Here is a 19720-nt window from a genome sequence, read left to right as displayed (position 1 = left end):
TTTTGAAAATTATTGAGTATCAGTGTTTTTGCGTTCATTATTTTGCATTTTCTTAATATTTTCATTGGTGAGCATGTAATCTTTCATGTTTTTGCCCCTACTTTCCGTAAATAAAAAAAGGGGCATGGCCACCAAAAATAAGCCCGCAGTGCCCCCACCGATAAATTTTTGGGCCGTTACGGGGTCTTTCTCTTCAATATTCAAGCCATAGATGATGCTGGTCAATGCCGCTATGACCAAGAGTAGAACAATATATCTGAAGATGATTTTCATTGCGTATAGTTGATGAGTTCCCTGCGGTAGGCTGTGAGCAATTTTGATTTGGAAATAAACCCTTCGTATTTTCCATCCTTCACCACGGGTAGGTTCCATGCACCACTGTCCTGAAATTTCTTCATCACATCGGCCATTTTATCCGCATCCAGATCGATGATGCTCGGTGGTGTCTGCATCACATCGGTGGCCAACACTTTATCGTACATGGTCTGGTCGAACATGATGGGTCTGATGTCATCCATCAGGATGATACCCAGCAAAGTGCCTTTTTTTTCATGGACCACTGGAAAAATATTTCGTGTGGATTGGGTGACCACCTTGTGGACGATGTCACCCAGATTCATTTTGGGATACACGGGCAAAAAATTCTTTTCTATCACCTTGTCCATTTCCATGAACATCAGTACCGCATGGTCTTTATTGTGGGTGATGAGTTCGCCTTTACGCGCCAATTCCATGGCATACACGGAGTGCGGGTGTACATAGCGGGCCAGTGCGTATGAAATGGCGGCAGTGACCATCAATGGAATGAAGAGCTCATATCCTCCGGTTACCTCGGCAATAAGGAAGATGGCCGTTAGTGGGGCATGCAAAACACCGGCCATAAGACCTGTCATGCCTACCAATGTAAAATTACTTTCCGAGACCATATTTTTGAAAATGCCCAAATGGTTGATGAACTTGGCTACACAATTGCCCATAAGGCTTCCCATAAAAAGGGTAGGGGCAAAAATACCGCCAACACCCCCGGCACCAAAGGTGAGGGCACTGGCCACAATCTTAAAGGCCACAAGCCCGGCCAAAAGTAAAATGACCACCCAGCCGTTGTTCAGGTCAAGATTGAGGAAGTTGTTCTCAAGAACGGCATCCGTGTTTCCCTGTACCAAGTTGTTCATCGTATCGAAACCTTCACCGTACAAGGGAGGGACCAAAAAAACCAATATCCCGATGACCACACCACCTAACATCAATTTTTGAATGGGAGAGCCAAGTTTGTCAAAAAAGTTTTGTATCCGTGTATACACCTCGGTAAAGTAAATGGAAGTGATACCTCCGAACAGCCCCAATACCATATAAAAGGGTACATCTGCAATAGTAAAACCATCCACGATCTTAAAGGGCAACAAGGCATCATCCCCAAAAAAGAAATAGGAGGTGATAATAGCCGATATGGAGGCCAGCAATAAAGGCAGAAGTGATGCAAGGGTCAAGTCCAAACTGAAAACCTCGATGGCAAATACGATGGCAGCAATGGGTGCCTTGAAAATGGAGGACAATGCACCGGCAGAGGCGCAGCTGATCAACAGGATCCGTGTAGCGTGGTTCAAGTGCAAGGCGCGGGCAATGTTGGAACTGATGGCAGCACCTGTGGCCACCGTTGGTCCTTCAAGTCCCACAGAACCTCCAAAACCAACCGTGATGGGAGCGGTGAGGATCGAGCCGAACATTTGATATCTGGCCATAATACCCTTTCTTTTGGAAATGGCATATAAAGTGGAAGGGATGCCGTGGCTTACCTTATTCCTGATGACGTATTTGATGACGAGATACACCAGGGTCAAGCCTATGATAGGGAAAACAAAATAAAAGGCATGATGGTATTCCTGTACCAATCTACCTTCCATAAGATGTTGGAAGAAATGCGTCAGGTTTTTTAGGATAACGGCCCCCATTCCAGAAGTGAAGCCCACAAGAATGCTCAAGATGGCCACAAATTGCCTATGAGAGATGTGTTTGGCCCGCCAAACCAAAAATTTTGTCAACCAAGATTTTTTATGTCCCATTGATCCAAAGGTCAAAAAAATCCCGATAACAATCGGGATTTGAAGTTTATGAGGTATGTGTCAATTTCAAGTGCAATTCATCCAGTTGTTCTTGATCGATATGGGCAGGCGCATCGATCATTACATCCCTTCCGCTATTGTTTTTAGGGAAGGCGATAAAATCACGGATGGTTTCCTGTCCGCCTAAAATAGCCACCAATCGGTCGAGTCCAAAAGCGATACCTCCATGGGGAGGTGCTCCGTATTGAAAGGCATCCATCAAAAATCCAAACTGTGCCTTGGCCTCTTCCGGGGTAAAGCCCAAATGTTTGAACATGGTCGCCTGTGTCTCCTTGTCGTGGATCCTGATGGAACCACCGCCTATTTCATTTCCATTCAGCACCAAATCATAGGCATTGGCCTTTACCGCACCGGGGTTGGTTTCCAACAATTCCAACTGACCGGGTTTTGGCGATGTAAAGGGGTGGTGCATGGCATGGTAGGTGCCCGTCTCCTCATCCAGTTCCAACAACGGAAAATCGATTACCCAAAGTGGGGCAAATTCGTCAGGTTTTCGCAGACCCATTCGGTTGGCCAGTTCCATTCTCAAGGCACTTAATTGTGCGCGGGTGGGATTGGCATCACCGGACAGCACACAAATAAGGTCTCCAGGTTTGGCCCCGGTCACTTCTGCCCATTTGGCCAAATCCTGTTCATCGTAGAATTTGTCCACGGATGATTTATAGGTGCCGTCCTCATTGCATTTTACATAAACCATGCCCTTGGCGCCAACTTGTGGACGTTTTACCCAATCGATCAGGGCATCAATTTCCTTTCTGGTATAGGACGCTGCGCCTGGCACGGCAATACCTACTACCAACTCGGCCGAATTGAAAACTCCAAAATCCTTGTGTTGAGCCACGGCATTCAGTTCGCCGAATACCATTCCGAAACGGATATCGGGTTTATCGTTACCATAAAGTCTCATGGCATCGTCAAAGGTCATTCTAGGGAATTTGTCGATTTCGACACCTTTGATTTCCTTCAACAAATGTTTGGTCAATCCTTCAAAAGTGTTCAGGATGTCCTCTTGCTCCACAAAGGCCATTTCACAATCTATCTGGGTGAACTCAGGTTGCCTGTCTGCACGGAGATCCTCGTCCCTAAAACATTTCACGATCTGGAAATACTTGTCCATTCCGCCCACCATCAACAACTGTTTAAAGGTTTGGGGGGATTGGGGCAGGGCATAAAATTGTCCCTCGTTCATACGGCTGGGTACCAAAAAGTCCCTTGCGCCTTCGGGGGTCGATTTGATTAAATAGGGGGTTTCTACATCCACAAAGCCCTGGTCGGAGAGATATTTTCTAACCTCCATACTCATCTTGTGCCTGAAGATGAGGTTGTTTTTTACGGGGTTTCTTCGGATGTCCAGATAGCGGTATTTCATTCGGATATCCTCTCCGCCATCCGTTTCATCCTCAATGGTGAAAGGAGGTAAAAGGGATTTATTGAGAATAGTGAGTTCACTTACCAACACCTCAATGTCTCCTGTAGGGATATTTGGGTTTTTGGATGCCCTTTCTATCACTTGGCCTTTGGCCTGAATAACGGTTTCACGACCCAGCTCACGGGCCTTTTCCAAAAGCTCCAACGCGGTGCGGTCCTCATCCAAAACCAATTGGGTTATGCCGTAACGATCACGAAGATCTACCCACACCACAAAGCCTTTATCCCTGACCTTGTGTACCCATCCACTTAAAATAACCTCGGAACCGATATCAGATGCCCTTAAAGCACCACACGTATTGCTTCTGTACATGATGTTTGTAATGAGAGGGCAAATTTAATAGGAATAGCATTATTTATTGCTAGTAAACCTTTTTTTCTCGTTATCGGGAAAAATATTTCTGACGGATTGATTTTTTAACGTCCCATACAAGGATTATTTACATAACTTAGAATTAACAATAAATTTACATTGAAGTTCTTTTTGACTGGAATATGTGTCAAAATTATCGATAAAAGGAGAATTGCCCTAGTATGCTTAATGTTATAAATATCTATTAATCAATTACTTAAATTTTTAATGTTAATTCAATGTAAATTAAAAGTTACCTAAATATTTATTTAACGTAAAATATATGTATATTTGTTACGTTGTCTAATAGTATTAACCATTTAAAATCCCAATAACGTGATGAAAAAAGCAGTATTTCTTTTGGCGGTGATGTTTACGGTAGGTATATCTGCACAAGATATCAAACCTACTTTTGAAAAAGATGGTAAAATGGTAAAGGCTACTTATTTTCACGATAATGGAGAAATCGCCCAAACTGGCTTTTTGTTGAACGGAAAGCTACATGGGGATTGGGTGATGTTCAATAATGAAGGAAAAAAGATAGCTACAGGTCAATACATGAATGGTAAGAAAACCGGAAAATGGTTCTTCTGGGAAAATGATGTATTGAAGGAAGTGGATTTTACCGACAACCGAATTGCAAACGTTAAAAACTGGAGCCAAGGCGAAGTTGTCTCGGTCAACTAGTAATTAAATCAGTGTTTAAGAAAAAGCCCCGACCTATTAGGTCGGGGCTTTTTTTGTTGGGTACCTTTTGGAAGGTTTTAGGCAGTTGCTGTATTCACTGCTTTGCGCTCTTCCCTTGCTAATTTTCTTTTTCTGATCCTGATCTTAAGCTTGTACACCAAACTGAATAGTATGGGCACCACTACCAAGGTCAAGAACGTAGCCACGAACAATCCGTAGATCACGGTCCATGCCAAGGGTCCCCAGAATATTACGTTGTCCCCACCAAAATAGATGTTCGGGTCAAAGTCACTCATCAAGGTGAAGAAGTTGATGTTGAACCCGGTGGCCAACGGAATCAATCCCAAAATGGTGGTGATGGCCGTCAACAGTACAGGTCGCAACCTGGCCTTACCACCTCTTACCACGATTTCTGTGAAATCTTCCATCTCCAACAGTTCGTCCTCGTCCATATCGAGTTTGTCTTTTCTCCTATCGATTAACAGTTGGGTATAATCCAACAGTACCACCCCGTTGTTCACCACGATACCCGCAAGGGAAATGATCCCCATCATGGTCATCATGATCACAAAGGCGCTTCCCGTGGCCACCAATCCGCCAAATACCCCTATCAAGCTCAAGAAAATGGCAAGCATGATGATGCCTGGCTTGGACACCGAGTTGAACTGGAAGATCAAAATAAAGAAGATCAAGCCCAAACCGGTAAAGAAGGCTCCCATCAAAAACTGAAATTGGTCTTTTTGTTCTTCAATTTGTCCGGTATAGTCGATTTTGATACCCGAAGGGAGGTTTTCAAAATCGTTCATTTCTTCTTGAATTTTGCCAACAACGGCAGCAGCATCAGTAAAACCTGGGGCCAAAGCGGAATACACGGTCACCACCCTGCGCACATCACGGTGTTTGATGGCGTTGAACCCGGTACTGTTCACCTGCTTGGTCACGGCGGAAACAGGAACTTCCTTGATCTGTCCGGATGAAGGGTCCCTAAACGTGATCCTTTGATTGAACAGGGCACTGGTGTTATAGCGGTCTTTCTCGTTAAAACGGACATAGATATCATAATCCTCTCCATTTTCCTTATAAATACCCGCCTTGGATCCAAAGATGGAACTTCGCAATTGCTGGCCTACCTGACCAGTGGCGACACCTAGTTCCCCAGCTTTTTTACGGTCCACGGCCACCAACATGGAAGGCTTGGATTTGTTCACATCAATTTTCAACTCATCAATACCAGGTATGTTTTTGGTATTGATAAAGTTCCGCATTTCTTCAGCGGTATTGATCAACTCCGTATAGTCATCACCTTCCAACTCAATGTTGATGGGATAACCTACTGGGGGACCCACCGCATCTTTTTCCACAGAAATGGCCACCCCTGGGTAAACATCTTTCAAGGCTTCCTGTACTTTTCTGAGCAACTCGTTACTGTCGGCACCCTCACGATATTTGAACTCCCGCATGGTAGCTGTTATTTTTCCACGGTGGGGCATCTCGGCGGAAGAACCCCCATCAGTCTGTGGGTTTCCGGCACCTTCACCCACCTGCGAAACCGCACTTTCGGTCATAAAGTTATAATCCCCGTGCATGTAGGCATCCGAATTGATGATGCCATACACTTTATTCTCAATGTCTTTGGTAATTGCATTGGTCTTCTCAATATCGGTTCCTTCCGGATATTCGATATACACGATTATCTGGTTAGGCTTGTTATCAGGGAAGAACTCCACTTTGGTCCTTTGGCTTCCCACGGAAATACCAAAACCAACGAAAGAGATTAAAAGCAAAACCAAAGTGGTGATCGCTATTAAAATAGGTCTTTTACCCGCCAAGGCGAAGCGCAAGGTTCTTTCGTATAGGTTTTCCCACTTGGGGAGGATGTTTTTCTGGAATCCATTGGCCCATCCTCTCAAGAAGAAGCGATATACCCACAACATGATGGCGGTTACCACCATTACCGTTCCTAAACCACGGTAACTTCCTCCAAAGAAAATGATCAACAATCCAATTACGGCAACGATGGATGTAATGCGGATAATCTGCTTTAAAGGCATTTCCTTGTCCTCGGTGGTCATGTATCTTGACACCAATACCGAGTTGAAGAAGATGGCCACGAAGAGGGACGATCCCAATACTACGGACAGGGTTATCGGGAAATACATCATAAACTGCCCCATGATACCAGGCCAAAGACCTAGTGGCACGAAAGCGGCTACGGTGGTCAACGTGGAAATGATAATCGGGAACGCGATTTCACCGATACCTTTTTTGGCGGCCTCTATTCGGGACATGCCTTCCTCATCCATCAAACGGTACACGTTCTCAACAACCACAATACCGTTGTCCACCAACATTCCCAACCCCATGATCAAACCGAATAAGATCATGGTGTTCATGGTGTAACCCATTGCGTTCAGGATCATCAGCGACATGAACATGGACATCGGGATTGCAAACCCTACAAACAAGGCGTTCTTGAACCCTAAAAAGAACATCAATACTCCGACCACCAAGATGATACCGAAGATGATGTTGTTCACCAAATCATCTACTTGGCCAATGGTTTTGGTAGATTGGTCATTGGCAATAGTAATTTTCAAGTCTTGTGGGAACACGTTCTTTATGGCATCATCCACGATAACTTTGATCTGTTCCACAGCGGCGACCATGTTCTTCCCGGAACGTTTCTTTACGTCTAGCATTACCACAGGTTCACCAAATTCCCTGGCATATGTGGTCTTGTCCTCTTCCTTGAAGGTCACTTTTGCAATATCCTTCAGGTAGATGGGATTTCCATTTTCGGACTTCACCACAAAATTTTCCAGATCTTTGGGTTTGTCGATCTCACCTACGATCCTGATGGTTCTCCGTTGGCCACTGGCGATAAGGTTACCGGCGGACATGGTCATGTTTTCATTGCTGATGGAACCGATCACATCGTTGAAGCTGACCTTGGCGGCCATCATTTTATAGATGTCCACGGCCACTTCCACTTCTTTTTCCTGGGCGCCCCGAATATCCACCTGTTTGATTTCCTGTAATCCTTCGATCTCATCTTCCAGATATTCCCCATATTCTTTGAGTTTGTCCACGGGATAGTCCCCAGAAATATTGATGTTCAGGATGGGCATCTCTTCGGATAGGCTCAGGTCGAAAACATTGGGTTCTACTTTCGCATCGTTAAAAGTAGGCCAGTCTTCACCCGCGGTTTTGGAATCCACTTCGTCCTTCACTTTTTGAAGGGCCCCTTCCACCGAAATGTTCTCATCAAACTCTACAATGATCATGGAATAGTCTTCCTGTGAGGTAGAGGTAATCTCCACCACATTGCTCACGGTTTTGAGTTCATCCTCCAACGGGTCCGTGATCAGTTTTTCAATATCCTCGGCGGTGTTTCCAGGATATATGGAGCTGATGTATATTTTGGTTTCCTTGACTTCCGGGAAGCTTTCCCTGGGCATGCTGAAATATGCCATGGCGCCAAGGATAAGGATCACCACGATCAATACATACATGGTGGTTTGGTTATCGATGGCCCAAGAGGACAAACCAAACTCCTTATCTACTTGCTTTTTTTGTTTGCTCATATTTTTTAAGTCTTTGGTCTATGGTTGATAGACGTTGGATCCTATTACTGGATATTTTTGATCTTCACTTTTTGTCCCTCTTTCACACTTCGGGCACCTTCATCAATAATGGCATCGCCACTGTTGATTCCGGAAAGTACTTCCACAAAATCCCCTTGGGTCTTACCTGTGGTAATGACCACCTTTTTGGCCACTGGGTCGTTCTCAATGGAATCTGCTTCTACCAAGAACACATATTGTTCACCATTGGCATTTTCCGAGAGGATGCTTTGGGGAATAAGAATGGCATTTTCGCTGGTATAGTCATTGATCATGACCCTCGCCGTTAGGTTCGGTTTGATCTTGCCATCGTGGCTAGGTACGGGGATTTCAGCAGTGAACGATCTATTGCTCGGATTGATGAAGTTTCCGGTTTCCCTGATTTTGGTGGCAACACTGTCGCCCAATACAGGAAAATATACTTTTACGTCTTTTCCTGGGTTTACATTGGGGAGGTGGCTTTCAGGAACTTCCACTTCAACATACATATTGGAAAGGTTCACGATACGGAACACCTCCGAACCTGCTCCAGGGGCAACCACCGTGCCTTGATCTTTGATCACGTCGTCTATGATTCCAGCAAAAGGGGCCCTGATGGTCGATTTGGCCACTTGGCTTTCCATTTGCTTCACGGCACTTTCTTGGGCCTCGTAATTGGTCTTGGCCTGTAGGTACTGGATTTCGGAACCGATGTTCTGTTCCCAAAGTCTTTTTTGACGTTCAAAAGTGGTCTTGCTCAGCTCTGCTTGGGTCTTAAGCTGCGCTAATTGGCTGGACAGGCCACCATCGTCTATGCTAGCCAATATTTGACCCTTGGCCACTTTTTGTCCCTCTTTTACATACACATGGTTCAAGGTACCGGCCATTTCAGGATAGATGAGCACGTTCTGTTTGGTCATCACATCTCCTTGAAGCTCCAAATAGTGGTCGAATTTTTGCGGATGTACCTGTATGGTGGTCACTAATGGCAATTTGGCGGAATCGTCCAATAGGGCGATTACGGAATCCAAGGAATTGAGCTGCATTTCCAAGGCCTTGTGCTCTTTGGAAATTTCCACATGCTTGGCACGTATGGCATCAAGGTCGTTGCTGGCAAGTACTTTTTCCAAAGATTTGTTGCTGCCGCCCCCGCAAGAAGCCAAAACTGCCGCTGTTAGTGTTATATATATAGTCTTTTTCATGATGGAATGGTTTTCTCTTGTGATCATTTGTTTAATATGGTTTCCAGTTCGGTTTTCTTGTTGATGACATCTACCATGGATTGTAGATATTCCTGTTGACTGGTGTACAACTGTGTTTGCGCCTGTCTTAGGTCAAAGCTGGTGGCAAGACCCTCGGCGTATTTGATTTGGTTTTTCTTTTCGATACGTTCCGCGAGTTCCAAATTTTCCTTGAAGGTGCCATACTGCTCAATGGCAAGGATATAATCACTCTTGGCACTTTCCAATTGAAGTCGGATTTGCGCTTGGGCCTCGGTAAACTGTGTTTTGGCCTTGTCCAGCGCAATTTTGGCGCGCTGGGTACCTGCACTTCTCTTGAAGGAACTGAAAATGGGGATGTTCAGGTCCACTCCCAAAATGGAGGAACCGAACCATTTTTGGCCACTGTTCAAGAATGAGAAATCATTACTGAAAGAGTTCCCACCGTAATTCACAAATGCATTCAAAGTAGGTAAGGCGTAACTTTTGGCCAATTTCAGTTCAAGGGCCCTCTGCTCGTTCAAATTGATTGCCATTTTGTAATCGACATTGTTTTCAATAGTGAACTCGCTGTCCAAAAGACCTAGGTCTATTTGACGTTGGGTAAGGTCATCCAGGTTTTCGGTCAAAACCGTAGGAGTCTCTATGGGTAAACCCAAAACCAAATTGAGCATTTGCAGCGTAATGAGTTCCAAACGCTTGGCATTCTTCAACTGGTTATCCACCGAAGAAAGGGTAATCTGCAACTGATCCACACTTTCCTCATCTCCCAAGCCATTTTCATAGATACGTTTAGTCTCGTAAAGATTCTTTTCCAAAGTGGCCTTGTTCTTTTCGGAAATTTGCACGCTTTCTTGGGCCAACAGCACATTGCCATAGGCTTCCACCACGGATTTTCTAACCTCCAACTCGGTTTTCTCCTTGTTGTTCTGGCTGTACTCCAAAAAGGTCTTGGTGGCCTGTACCCCCACAATGTAGGAACCATCGAAGATTTGTTGTCTCAAGGTGGCCGATGCAGTCATGGACTGCTTTTGACCAAAGACCACTTCTTGGTACGTGCCGGGTTCGCCTCCAAAGAATTCCGCAGGAATCTGGGATACGGGCTGTTTCAATTGGTTCTGATAGCTTACCGCTCCGGAAATCTGTGGTAGGCCCGTGGCAATGGTTTCCCACTTTTGCTTTTGGGCATCCACTATGTCCCTAGAGGCATTGATGGCGCTATAGTTGTGCTCCAAGGCGTAGGCAATGGCCCCATCCAAACTGAAATTTGGGATGGTATCCTGGGCCGAGGCCAGCCAGGGCAATAGTAACATTAGACTGATAAGGGTTGTTCGCATTTATTCTTGATTTGAATTGATGATAGAGTTTAGTATGTTTCTTCCCTTGGGTGTTACGATTCCCCTCAGGTGGTATTCGAGATAATAGTCCAATAATTCGGCCCTGCTGAAAATCTCCGTGGGAAAAACATTATTGTCCTTAATGCTCATGACTCCCGTGAAATAGATGCGCGATACGAATTCCACATTGAGATTATCACGATAAATTCCCATTTCCATTCCCCTTTTTACATTTTCAGCCACACAACGGTGCGTACACTCAAACTGGATTTCCTTCAATGAGGAATGGATCTTTGGATAATATTTCTGTAATTGGTACAATGGGGATGATTTTTCGTCCTTCAAATGCACCATGATGAATTTTTTGATCTCATATAATTCTTCAATCGGGTTTTTTTCCAGGGCTATGATGTTATCGATGCCGCAGGTAATGAAATCCGACATGGACATGGTGGTTTCCTGTACCAACTCGGTCTTGTTCTTAAAATGGGAATAAATGGTCTTTTTCGATATTCCCATTTCATTGGCCAAATCATCCATGGTAATGCTCTTAAAACCAAGGTTTAAGAACATGTCCGTTGCTTTTTGTATAATCTTCTCCCTCATAATGAGCGGCAAATGTAGGCATGGAAACTTTAAAAACAAAAAAAGTTTCCTTGGTTTTACATTTTTTTAACGAGGGCTTAATGGTTTGTTCTACTGGGTTTCTTCTACATTGCTAAATAGGGGGCGAATATGCGGCCCATTATCTTTAGAACCTCCTGTAGTACCGCCCAACCGCCAAAAGAAGGGGCTGAAACGGAGTAAATACCGGTTTTTGGAATTATTCTTGTTCTGATTTATCATGATTTTCGTTTTTGATTTTTTCTACATAAGCTTTGAAGGACTGTTCCCCTTCTTCTTTCCAAAACTGGTCATAGTGTTTCCACTCTTCAAAATCCCTTCGCATGGAACCACAGCGCTTGGATGCATTGAACTTCCTTTTGTGACGAGGTCCACCACCTTTTTTTCCACCGCCACCTCCAAATCCGAAGAGGAGTTTGGCAATGATGAAGATTCCAAGGGCCTGCCAGTAGGTTATGATGGATAGTCCAAAGAGATCTGGCATCAACCAGTTCCACAAACGCATCAACACATAATTGGCCAATAGGAAGAATGCAACTGCCAGTATGACCATGGCTATGACCTTGACCACCTTTTTTACATAGTGCTCCACATTTTTTTCAACTCTCCTTTCAAATTCTTTTTTACGTTCCATAATTAAATTCTTTTATATTTTCCAATGTTTTTGACAATTCCGACATGGCACGGTGCCTCCTGGACATCAGTGTTCCAGAGGGTATCCCGGTCCGTTCGGATATCTCTTTATAGGTATATCCTTCAAAATCCACAGCTATGATGATGTCCCTGTAGGCTGGCTTCAGATCGGAGACCGCTTTTTTTAGGGCTGCTTCCATTTCTGGGGAATAGCTGTTGTCCGCATCACCGTAGAACAGTTCCGCAAATTCCTGCCACTGTCCATCGATGTCCTCGCTGGGGAGCTTTCGTTCTTTTTTCCCCCGCATAATATCAATGATCCTGTTTCGTATGGCGTTGTACACAAACCCACCCACGTTGGTAATGGGAATGGCATCATCTGGCCGCGAAAAGATCCGAAGGGCAACGTCCTGCACAATATCCTCCGCATCCCGCTCCGAGGTATCCCGGATTTTGGATTGCACGTACGATCTCAACGACCCATATTCGTCGTTGAAAAAAGTAGTGAGGTTATTATGGTTTTCTGTTTTGGCTGCCATTTAAATAGGACTGGTTGCTGTCTTCAACTATAGAGACGAAGGATTTCAAATCTATTGCATTTTTTGGGCAAAAATTTTTTAAGGGATGCCGTTTTAGGCTTTAGGATGCTTCCAAACGCGAAGTATTCATGAAGGTTGAGACGATTTTTTGATTTTTTGCATGTATTTTTGACGCCATGGCAAAAACCGAATTCATCGACAGGTATAAGGACCCATTTTTGGTACATTTGGAAAAAAGGTCGCAGGTTACCGAACCCAAAAACCTTTACGAACCAATCCAGTATATTTTAGGTTTGGGTGGGAAACGGCTCAGGCCCATTTTAACGTTGATGACCACTGAACTTTTTGGTGGAAAGGTTGAAGAAGCCATGGATGCCGCATTGGCCATTGAAATGTTCCACAATTTTTCGTTGGTACATGATGATATTATGGATGATGCCCCGTTGCGCCGCGGGAAGGTCACCGTGCATGAAAAGTGGGACATCAACACAGGTATTTTGTCCGGAGATGCCATGTTGATCCTATCCTATCAATTTTTTGAAAGCTATCCGCCTGAAATATTCAAGGAACTGACTACGCTTTTTAGCAAGACTGCCATAGAAGTTTGCGAGGGCCAACAATATGATGTGGATTTTGAGACGAGGGACGATGTAACCATCCCAGAATATCTTAAAATGATAGAATATAAGACCTCGGTACTGGTGGCGGCTGCCATGAAAATGGGGGCGATCATTGCCAAGGCCCCGGAAAAGGAATCATCTGCTATTTACGAATTCGGTCGTAATCTTGGAATTGCCTTTCAGTTGAAGGATGATTATTTGGATGCCTTTGGGGATCCTGAAACTTTTGGAAAACAGGTTGGAGGGGATATCATGGAGAACAAAAAGACCTTTTTGTATCTGCGTTCCCTTGAAAAAGCAAACCAACAAAATCGGGAAAGCCTGTTGCATTTGTATTCTATTAAACCAGAAGATTCGACCATCAAAGTCCAAGCAGTAAAATCGATTTTTATGGAAAGCGGGGCCGTGGAGGATGCTAAATATGAAATTGAATCTTATACGCAAAAAGCGTATAAAACTTTGGATGAACTGAATTTGCCCGATAGCAGCAAACAACTTTTAAGGCAATTCGGGGAAAGTTTGATGCAACGAACTGTTTAAAAAATCCGGTTGACCAATGCTTTAATAAAGGGCATCGGTTTTGGCGCCGTTACAATCTGTAATTCTTCCCAAAGATTGGTCTCATTACCTAAAAATTTCAGGATCAGGGATGCTTTTCTTTTTTTGAACAGGGATGTAAAAATGGACGCTCCCAAATGGTTGTTTTTGTACAGAATGTCCAACAAAAGCATATCGTAAAATCCAAACCTGTTTTTTTGATGGAATTTGGAAAGCGGCTTCCCCATTTTCAAATGCTCCACCAATTTTATGATCTGTTTACTTGTATTAAAAAAGGTAAAACCGGTACTGGGTTTGGCCCATCCGCCTGCAATGCCAATATGAAAAATCCGTTCGGTATTTTTATGATGAAAGGGATAGCAGGTCATGGGAATGGTTCCGAATTCCTTCTCTTGGATGGTATATATGGTGCCAGGAAACTTTTCTTCAATATAATTTTTGATGGCATCTTCGTATGCTTCTTTTTCCAGAAGATGTTCAGAAAACAAGGTGTATTCCACCAATGCTTCGGTTTCTGAAAAGGGGAGTACGTACATAAACCGGGTATTGCCGTTTTGGGGAATTGAAAAGTCCATAAAAGTGGCCGTATTCGTTTTAAAAACCGAATGGTCGGTTTTAATTGTCCATCCCAGAAAGTGTTGTTGCAGTAATGGATACTTCATTTGTTGGGCAACTACATCCTTATCATACAGGCTTGAAAAAACACATTCACCAACATAGGTGAAGTGTTCCGTGGTGATGATAACTCGACTATCTTCCTTCCGAATATCCACTACATTTTCCTGATTCCAAGTGATATTAGGATTGGCTTTTACCTTGGAGACGAAGTGTTGGTAAAAATCAGCCCCACGAATCATTTTGTAGGTGTACGGGGCAATGGATGTTCGTAATTCCAGGTTTTCCCCCGCAACAAGAATTTGGTCCCATGATTGGTGCATCAAAAAATCAAACTGACCTTCTCCTTTTTCCCAAAAACACCAAGTGCGGTCATTCTGGTTTTTAGGTTCTTTTTCCAAAATTAAAATGGATTTGTAGGAAAAGAAAGCATCAGTTCCCATGGCATCGGCCAATAAAAGTCCAGCTGCACCGGCACCCACAATAATGTAGTCGTATTGGGTCATGGCGTAAAAATACACATTGAAAACTGTAGTTGGGAATCAAGTTTTGGAACTATCCTACATGACCCAATAAAATGTAAACCGCTAGCGTGGCCACTACCAAAAATATGCTGAAACCTTTGGCATACTTCCATTGGGTTACATCCACCACACCAATGTTTGTAATGCTGAAGGAATTGGTCCTTGGATAGAATTTTGAGACCAAAAGCATGACCATAATATTGAGAACAAATTCAATGCCCCAAATATGGACGTAGTGCATATCCACTTGCCAAATAAAATTGGTGAAAACATAGAAGAACAAACCGAACAACAAACCAATTTTAGCTGCTTTGGCGGATACCTTGGGCAAAAAGAATCCTGCTAGGATTACAGTTGCCATGGGGATGAAGAAAATTCCGTTCAGCTGTTGTAACAATTGGTAAAGTCCTCTAGGGGCATGGGCGATGAACGGTGCAATCCCGATGGCAAACAAGGCCAACAATGCGGAGGTTGATTTACCAATCTTGACCAATCGGTTTTCGTTCGCATTTTTATTGATGTAACGTTTATAAATACCCAAACTGAAAATGGTAGCTGCACTGTTCAACGCACTGTTGAAGGTGCTCAAGATGGCTCCCATCAAAACGGCAACAAAGAAGCCTGTCATCCAAAAAGGTAATACTTGTTTCACCAAACTGGGGTAAACGAGTTCTTTTTTATCGTAAAATGAATCGTTGAAATAATAGAAGGCAATAATGCCGGGGAGGACAATGATTAAGGGAATCAAAATCTTCAAGAGTCCTGCATACAACAATCCTTTCTGGGCTTCTTTCAAGTTTACTGCTCCTAAAACCCGCTGGATGATGGATTGGTGCATGGTCCAAAAATACAGCTGGTTAATGATCAATCCCGTAAACAAGACACCAAAGGGCATGATGGAATCACGGGAGCCTGGTCCCACCGAAACTTCATCACTGACCACATTGAATTTTTCCGGAGCTTTTTCAAAAACCAAACGGAGTCCTTCCAGAATATTGCCATCCCCAATGTTCCACAAGGCCAATAACGGAATGGAAATTCCAGCTATCAAAAGTCCAAAACCATTAATGGTATCGGTATAGGCGACCATTTTCAATCCACCAAAAATGGCATAAACCGCACCGATGAAGCCCACAACAATTACGGTTAACCAAAGGCCTTCGGTCTGGGTGATGCCCAACAACCCGGAAATATCAAAAATCTGCTCAATGCTAATGGCCCCCGAGTACAACACAATGGGCAAAAGAGTGGATACAAAGGAAATGATGAGCAAAAAGGCGATAATGGTCCTGGTCAATCCGTCAAAACGTTTTTCAAGGAATTCGGGAATGGTGGTGAGTCCCATTTGTAGATAGCCTGGTGCAAAGTACAGGGCCGCGGCCACCAAGGCCAACGCGGAGGTTACTTCCCAAGCCACAATGATGGCCCCGTGTTTATAGGCATCCCCGTTCATGCCCACCAAATGTTCGGTGGAAATATTGGTCAGCAACAGGGAACCGGCTATGACAATGCCTGTCAAACTTCGTCCACCCAAAAAATAACCATCCTTAGTGGAGAAGTTGTCCTTACGTAATTTCCAACTGGAGTACGCGGCAACAAATGCCGTGAACACAAAAAAACTAATGAATGCTACCATCCGCTAAAACCGAATTGTATCGGGCAGATATTTGGAAGCCAGATCCTCATAATAGGGGCGTAGTTCCTTTACATTGGGTTTTACGGGTGCCTTGGAATAAAGATCGTAGGGATTGAATTTATCCACCCACTTGAACATGGCCCGATCGTGGTCATCCATCAAATGATCGTAGGCATGTTCCCTGTGTTGGGAATAGAAACTGTGATAGCGGATCATATACAAACCTTCTTCGGGCAGATAATCCTTCATGATGTGGTAGAGGTATTCGTCATGACCCCAGGACATATGAACATTCTTCAACCCACAATTTTCCTTGTATACGCCAAGTTTGGTGTTGAAACGTTCATCGGTATTATCCGGGTTGGTTTTGAAAAATTCCGGATACACAATTTTATCCGAGAATTTACAGCCGACTGGGAAGGTATCGCCCACTACTGCCCATTGCGGTTCGCCGAACAAGCAGAGCACTTTGCCCAAATCGTGCAAGAACCCGGTCAGCACAAACCAATCGGGATGTCCGTCGGCGCGAATGGCCTCGGAAGTCTGCAACAGGTGTTGGGTCTGGTCCAGATCAATATCGGGATCGGAATCATCCACCAAAGTGTTCAAATATTCCACGGCATCCCAAAGGCTCATTTCCCTGCGATTGAGGGAAAGGAACTCTTTTTCCTTTTCCATCACAAAATCATAGGTTTGATAGGTGTGGTTCATTTTGTAGAATTCCCTAACCGTATCTCTGGCAGGATCATCGTAATTACGGAATTCTTCCTTGGATTTTGTGGCATTTTCGGGGTAACGTTCCAGGACATCATCTTCCCAAAGCTCCATCATATCATGGGCTTCTTTCTTTTGTTGTTGGTTTAGTTTCATGATTGTGCAAATAATGGGGATGTGCGGTCCCGTTAAAATAAAAATAGGAATTTTTTTGATCTATGGCTTATAAAACAGCATTTTATGGATGAAGTTGTGAGTGAACCACCTTTATTTTTCATTATATCATCAACATACTTAGCGTTAAAACACCGTATATCTCAAACCCAAAAATCCCCTTATACCTTGATTGGGGCCGTATACATATCCAGTGTCAAAAGTAAGGGCATAGGGATTATCCTGAGTGGCAACGGCATTCCCATTGGCATCAAAAGTGACGTTTTTATCGAACGGGTCATTGGCCCGGGCAATGATGAAAGGATTGCCCCGGTTTGGAGTCCAGTCCAACAGGTTTTTGATGCCTGCATATGCTTCAAAGTTGGGGAGCCCTTTATAGGTGAATTGAATGTTTTGAATGCTCCATGTCGGGGAATACTCCCGCCTAGGATCTAAATCGCCCAAAAGTGGCAACCGCATGGGACCATATAAGTTTCCAGTATAATCAACCATTAAATGAAGCTGTCGAAAGGTATACGACAAATTCCAGGTAGCCGTAATGCTTTCGGTTAGGATTTGCTGTTGGCGAATGCCATTTTCAGTATTACTTACATCCTGCCAAGTAGCCCCGACTAAAAATTTGAGTCCGCCTGCAAAGGCAACATCCACATTGGCACTTACACCCTGTGAAACCGATTTTCCATCAAGGTTATCATAAATGATAAGATTGGGGTCGGTATCGTAATCGGGCAGGATGATATTGGAGAAATGGGTGTAGAATGCAGAGGCATCGAGGCCAATGAAAGTCCCATTGTCGCTATAGATTTTTTTCAGGTAGTTCAGGTTTATGTTGACGGATCGTTCGGGTTTCAGCTCCTCCGAAATGACTACCTCGCGTGCTCCTGTGAGAGCAGCATGGTCTTCTGTGAAAAGGCTCACCACACGAAAACCGGTCCCTACGTTCAACCGTAAAATGTCGTTTGTGGACACTTTCCATTTGTACGCAGCCCTTGGCGTAAAAATGTTGCCGTGCCTTTTGTCATAATCATATCGCATTCCCGCCAAAAAAGAGTGGTCTGGTGCAATGGCAATTTCATCTTGGGCAAACATACTCGGAATCCAAATGTTATCCGCTGATGGAGTGGCAGGAGTGTTGTCGTTGTAATAATTATAGCGCACAGCGCTTCCAAAAAGCAGATCATGTTTACCTACGGATGTATCCCAAGTAAGTTGAGCAAATCCGATACGCTGATTAGCCAAATATTGGGTGTCACCATAAACCGAGTTCTGGTTGTGGTCGTTGTAAGAGAAGGAAAGCAGAAGTTTTTCTTCCAAGGGCAATTGGTATTTCCCTAAGACTTCCCAACGGCGTGTATAAATGCTTTCACCATAAATTTCATCACCACCCCGATAATCTGGAGTCCATTGCATTTCCCCGCCCCATCGGTCTTCATAGAAAAATCTACCCGCAAAAGAGAATATTCGGGAGTCTTTGCGTTCAAAATCCCATTTCTGAAAGATGGAAATGCGGTCTTGCAGAGTTAAGTCGGTAAAATTGTCCCCATTGTTGTCAATAGGCTGGTTGTAGTTGAAGTAATTGATTCCAAAAAGCACATCGGCTTTTTTTCCTAAGTTGAATTTACTGCCCACATCCAGATTATATTCACCCCATCCGGTCACAAAGCCATCCGCAAAAAACTCTGGGGCGCTTAAGGTATTTTTGGTGATGATGTTGATCAGCCCACCCACGGCTTCGCTACCATACAGGGATGAAGCCGGTCCTTTGACGATTTCAACTTGTTCGATCAAGGAATTGGGGATGCCTGTTAAACCATACACGGTGCCCAATCCGCTCACGATAGGCATTCCATCAATAAGCACCAAAGTGTAGGGGCCTTCCAATCCGTTGATATGGATGTCGCCTGTATTACACACATTACAATTGATTTGTGGGCGCACCCCGTTCACGTTTTGAAGGGCATCAAAAATACTGGCTGTTGGGTTCTTTTTTAAAAACGTTGGGGAATAGACTTCCACGGGAACGGGACTTTCCAATCGACTTACGGGTTTAAGGGTTCCGGTAACCACGGTCTCGTTTAAACTTTGAGCCGAAGGAACCATCTCAATATGGATTGTTAAGGACTGTCCCTTTGATATGGTTAAGGATTTGGAAAAGGAGACATAGCCTAATGCCGAAGCGAAAAGCAGGTGCTCCCCAGTTGGAATATTGGTCAAGGTAAAATTCCCGTTTTCATCCGAGGATGTTCCAAGTTGGGTGTTTTTGATCATGATGTTCACAAAGGGCAAGGGCTGTCCATTATCTGTTACTATTCCATTTACCGATGCCGATTGTGCCAT

The 19720-nt window shown here is 44.0% G+C and carries 15 protein-coding genes; 2 read left to right on the top strand and 13 right to left on the bottom strand.

Annotated features, from left to right (window positions below):
- Nucleotides 1-9: 9 nt before the first annotated feature.
- From D2V05_RS04295 to aspS, 3 genes are read right to left on the bottom strand one after another with little or no spacing between them, the layout of a single operon-like run.
- Nucleotides 10-273 carry a hypothetical protein gene (locus D2V05_RS04295; protein ID WP_119638993.1) on the bottom strand — a complete coding sequence of 88 codons (264 nt, stop codon included), beginning with the start codon at nucleotides 271-273 and terminating at the stop codon, nucleotides 10-12.
- Nucleotides 270-2060, bottom strand: a complete 1791-nt coding sequence (locus D2V05_RS04290; RefSeq protein WP_119646301.1) for a chloride channel protein — start codon at nucleotides 2058-2060, stop codon at nucleotides 270-272. The genes D2V05_RS04295 and D2V05_RS04290 overlap by 4 nt, the downstream gene beginning before the upstream one ends.
- A gap of 46 nt (nucleotides 2061-2106) precedes the next feature.
- Nucleotides 2107-3861 (bottom strand): aspartate--tRNA ligase, encoded by a 1755-nt coding sequence (gene aspS / locus D2V05_RS04285; RefSeq protein WP_119646300.1) that lies wholly within the window; start codon nucleotides 3859-3861, stop codon nucleotides 2107-2109.
- 378 nt (nucleotides 3862-4239) lie between these two features.
- On the opposite strand from aspS, the gene D2V05_RS04280 reads away from it, so the two are divergent.
- Nucleotides 4240-4587, top strand: coding sequence for a toxin-antitoxin system YwqK family antitoxin (locus D2V05_RS04280; protein WP_119646299.1), 348 nt, complete (start codon nucleotides 4240-4242; stop codon nucleotides 4585-4587).
- A gap of 77 nt (nucleotides 4588-4664) precedes the next feature.
- On the opposite strand, the gene D2V05_RS04275 is transcribed toward D2V05_RS04280, so the two are convergent.
- The 6 genes from D2V05_RS04275 to D2V05_RS04250 all read right to left on the bottom strand — a co-directional run bounded on the left by D2V05_RS04275 (nucleotide 4665) and on the right by D2V05_RS04250 (nucleotide 12542).
- A complete protein-coding gene (locus tag D2V05_RS04275; RefSeq protein ID WP_119646298.1) occupies nucleotides 4665-8171 on the bottom strand; it encodes an efflux RND transporter permease subunit in 3507 nt (1168 codons plus the stop codon).
- Between the two features lie 44 nt (nucleotides 8172-8215).
- Entirely contained in the window at nucleotides 8216-9391 is a 1176-nt protein-coding gene (locus D2V05_RS04270) for an efflux RND transporter periplasmic adaptor subunit (protein ID WP_119646325.1), read from the bottom strand.
- Between the two features lie 23 nt (nucleotides 9392-9414).
- Nucleotides 9415-10746 (bottom strand): TolC family protein, encoded by a 1332-nt coding sequence (locus tag D2V05_RS04265; protein WP_119646297.1) that lies wholly within the window; start codon nucleotides 10744-10746, stop codon nucleotides 9415-9417.
- Nucleotides 10747-11352 carry a TetR/AcrR family transcriptional regulator gene (locus D2V05_RS04260; RefSeq protein ID WP_119638987.1) on the bottom strand — a complete coding sequence of 202 codons (606 nt, stop codon included), beginning with the start codon at nucleotides 11350-11352 and terminating at the stop codon, nucleotides 10747-10749.
- A 217-nt stretch (nucleotides 11353-11569) separates the two neighbouring features.
- Complete coding sequence (locus tag D2V05_RS04255; protein ID WP_119646296.1) at nucleotides 11570-12004, bottom strand: hypothetical protein; 435 nt, start codon at nucleotides 12002-12004, stop codon at nucleotides 11570-11572.
- Nucleotides 11994-12542, bottom strand: a complete 549-nt coding sequence (locus D2V05_RS04250; RefSeq protein WP_119638985.1) for an RNA polymerase sigma factor — start codon at nucleotides 12540-12542, stop codon at nucleotides 11994-11996. Before D2V05_RS04250 ends, D2V05_RS04255 begins: the two co-directional genes overlap by 11 nt.
- 176 nt (nucleotides 12543-12718) lie before the next feature.
- Here D2V05_RS04250 and D2V05_RS04245 point away from each other — a divergent pair, with 176 nt between their 5' ends.
- A complete protein-coding gene (locus tag D2V05_RS04245; protein ID WP_119646295.1) occupies nucleotides 12719-13702 on the top strand; it encodes a polyprenyl synthetase family protein in 984 nt (327 codons plus the stop codon).
- Here the strand turns inward: D2V05_RS04245 and D2V05_RS04240 are convergent.
- From D2V05_RS04240 to D2V05_RS04225, 4 genes are all read right to left on the bottom strand, one after another.
- Nucleotides 13699-14841 (bottom strand): lycopene cyclase family protein, encoded by a 1143-nt coding sequence (locus D2V05_RS04240; RefSeq protein ID WP_119646294.1) that lies wholly within the window; start codon nucleotides 14839-14841, stop codon nucleotides 13699-13701. The two genes, D2V05_RS04245 and D2V05_RS04240, sit on opposite strands and share 4 nt — an antisense overlap.
- A 49-nt stretch (nucleotides 14842-14890) precedes the next feature.
- The gene (locus D2V05_RS04235) at nucleotides 14891-16495 is read right to left on the bottom strand and encodes a solute:sodium symporter family transporter (RefSeq protein ID WP_119646293.1); all 1605 of its coding nucleotides are present in this window, start codon (nucleotides 16493-16495) and stop codon (nucleotides 14891-14893) included.
- Nucleotides 16496-16498: 3 nt separating this feature from the next.
- Entirely contained in the window at nucleotides 16499-17365 is an 867-nt protein-coding gene (locus D2V05_RS04230) for an inositol oxygenase family protein (RefSeq protein WP_183114782.1), read from the bottom strand.
- 144 nt (nucleotides 17366-17509) lie between these two features.
- The gene (locus tag D2V05_RS04225) at nucleotides 17510-19720 is read right to left on the bottom strand and encodes a TonB-dependent receptor (protein WP_119646292.1); all 2211 of its coding nucleotides are present in this window, start codon (nucleotides 19718-19720) and stop codon (nucleotides 17510-17512) included.

Source organism: Flagellimonas pelagia (assembly GCF_003584135.1).
GTDB classification, from domain to species: Bacteria; Bacteroidota; Bacteroidia; order Flavobacteriales; family Flavobacteriaceae; genus Flagellimonas; species Flagellimonas pelagia.
Note: the sequence above shows the minus strand (reverse complement) of the source record. Positions and strands in the feature narration are given on the sequence as shown.

Excerpts from the sequence above, each read along its gene's own strand:
- D2V05_RS04295 (WP_119638993.1), bottom strand. The coding sequence starts at position 273 with ATGAAAATCATCTTCAGATATATTGTTCTACTCTTGGTCATAGCGGCA.
- D2V05_RS04290 (WP_119646301.1), bottom strand. The coding sequence starts at position 2,060 with ATGGGACATAAAAAATCTTGGTTGACAAAATTTTTGGTTTGGCGGGCC.
- aspS (WP_119646300.1), bottom strand. The coding sequence starts at position 3,861 with ATGTACAGAAGCAATACGTGTGGTGCTTTAAGGGCATCTGATATCGGT.
- D2V05_RS04280 (WP_119646299.1), top strand. The coding sequence starts at position 4,240 with ATGAAAAAAGCAGTATTTCTTTTGGCGGTGATGTTTACGGTAGGTATA.
- D2V05_RS04275 (WP_119646298.1), bottom strand. The coding sequence starts at position 8,171 with ATGAGCAAACAAAAAAAGCAAGTAGATAAGGAGTTTGGTTTGTCCTCT.
- D2V05_RS04270 (WP_119646325.1), bottom strand. The coding sequence starts at position 9,391 with ATGAAAAAGACTATATATATAACACTAACAGCGGCAGTTTTGGCTTCT.
- D2V05_RS04265 (WP_119646297.1), bottom strand. The coding sequence starts at position 10,746 with ATGCGAACAACCCTTATCAGTCTAATGTTACTATTGCCCTGGCTGGCC.
- D2V05_RS04260 (WP_119638987.1), bottom strand. The coding sequence starts at position 11,352 with ATGAGGGAGAAGATTATACAAAAAGCAACGGACATGTTCTTAAACCTT.
- D2V05_RS04255 (WP_119646296.1), bottom strand. The coding sequence starts at position 12,004 with ATGGAACGTAAAAAAGAATTTGAAAGGAGAGTTGAAAAAAATGTGGAG.
- D2V05_RS04250 (WP_119638985.1), bottom strand. The coding sequence starts at position 12,542 with ATGGCAGCCAAAACAGAAAACCATAATAACCTCACTACTTTTTTCAAC.
- D2V05_RS04245 (WP_119646295.1), top strand. The coding sequence starts at position 12,719 with ATGGCAAAAACCGAATTCATCGACAGGTATAAGGACCCATTTTTGGTA.
- D2V05_RS04240 (WP_119646294.1), bottom strand. The coding sequence starts at position 14,841 with ATGACCCAATACGACTACATTATTGTGGGTGCCGGTGCAGCTGGACTT.
- D2V05_RS04235 (WP_119646293.1), bottom strand. The coding sequence starts at position 16,495 with ATGGTAGCATTCATTAGTTTTTTTGTGTTCACGGCATTTGTTGCCGCG.
- D2V05_RS04230 (WP_183114782.1), bottom strand. The coding sequence starts at position 17,365 with ATGAAACTAAACCAACAACAAAAGAAAGAAGCCCATGATATGATGGAG.
- D2V05_RS04225 (WP_119646292.1), bottom strand. The coding sequence starts at position 19,720 with ATGGCACAATCGGCATCGGTAAATGGAATAGTAACAGATAATGGACAG.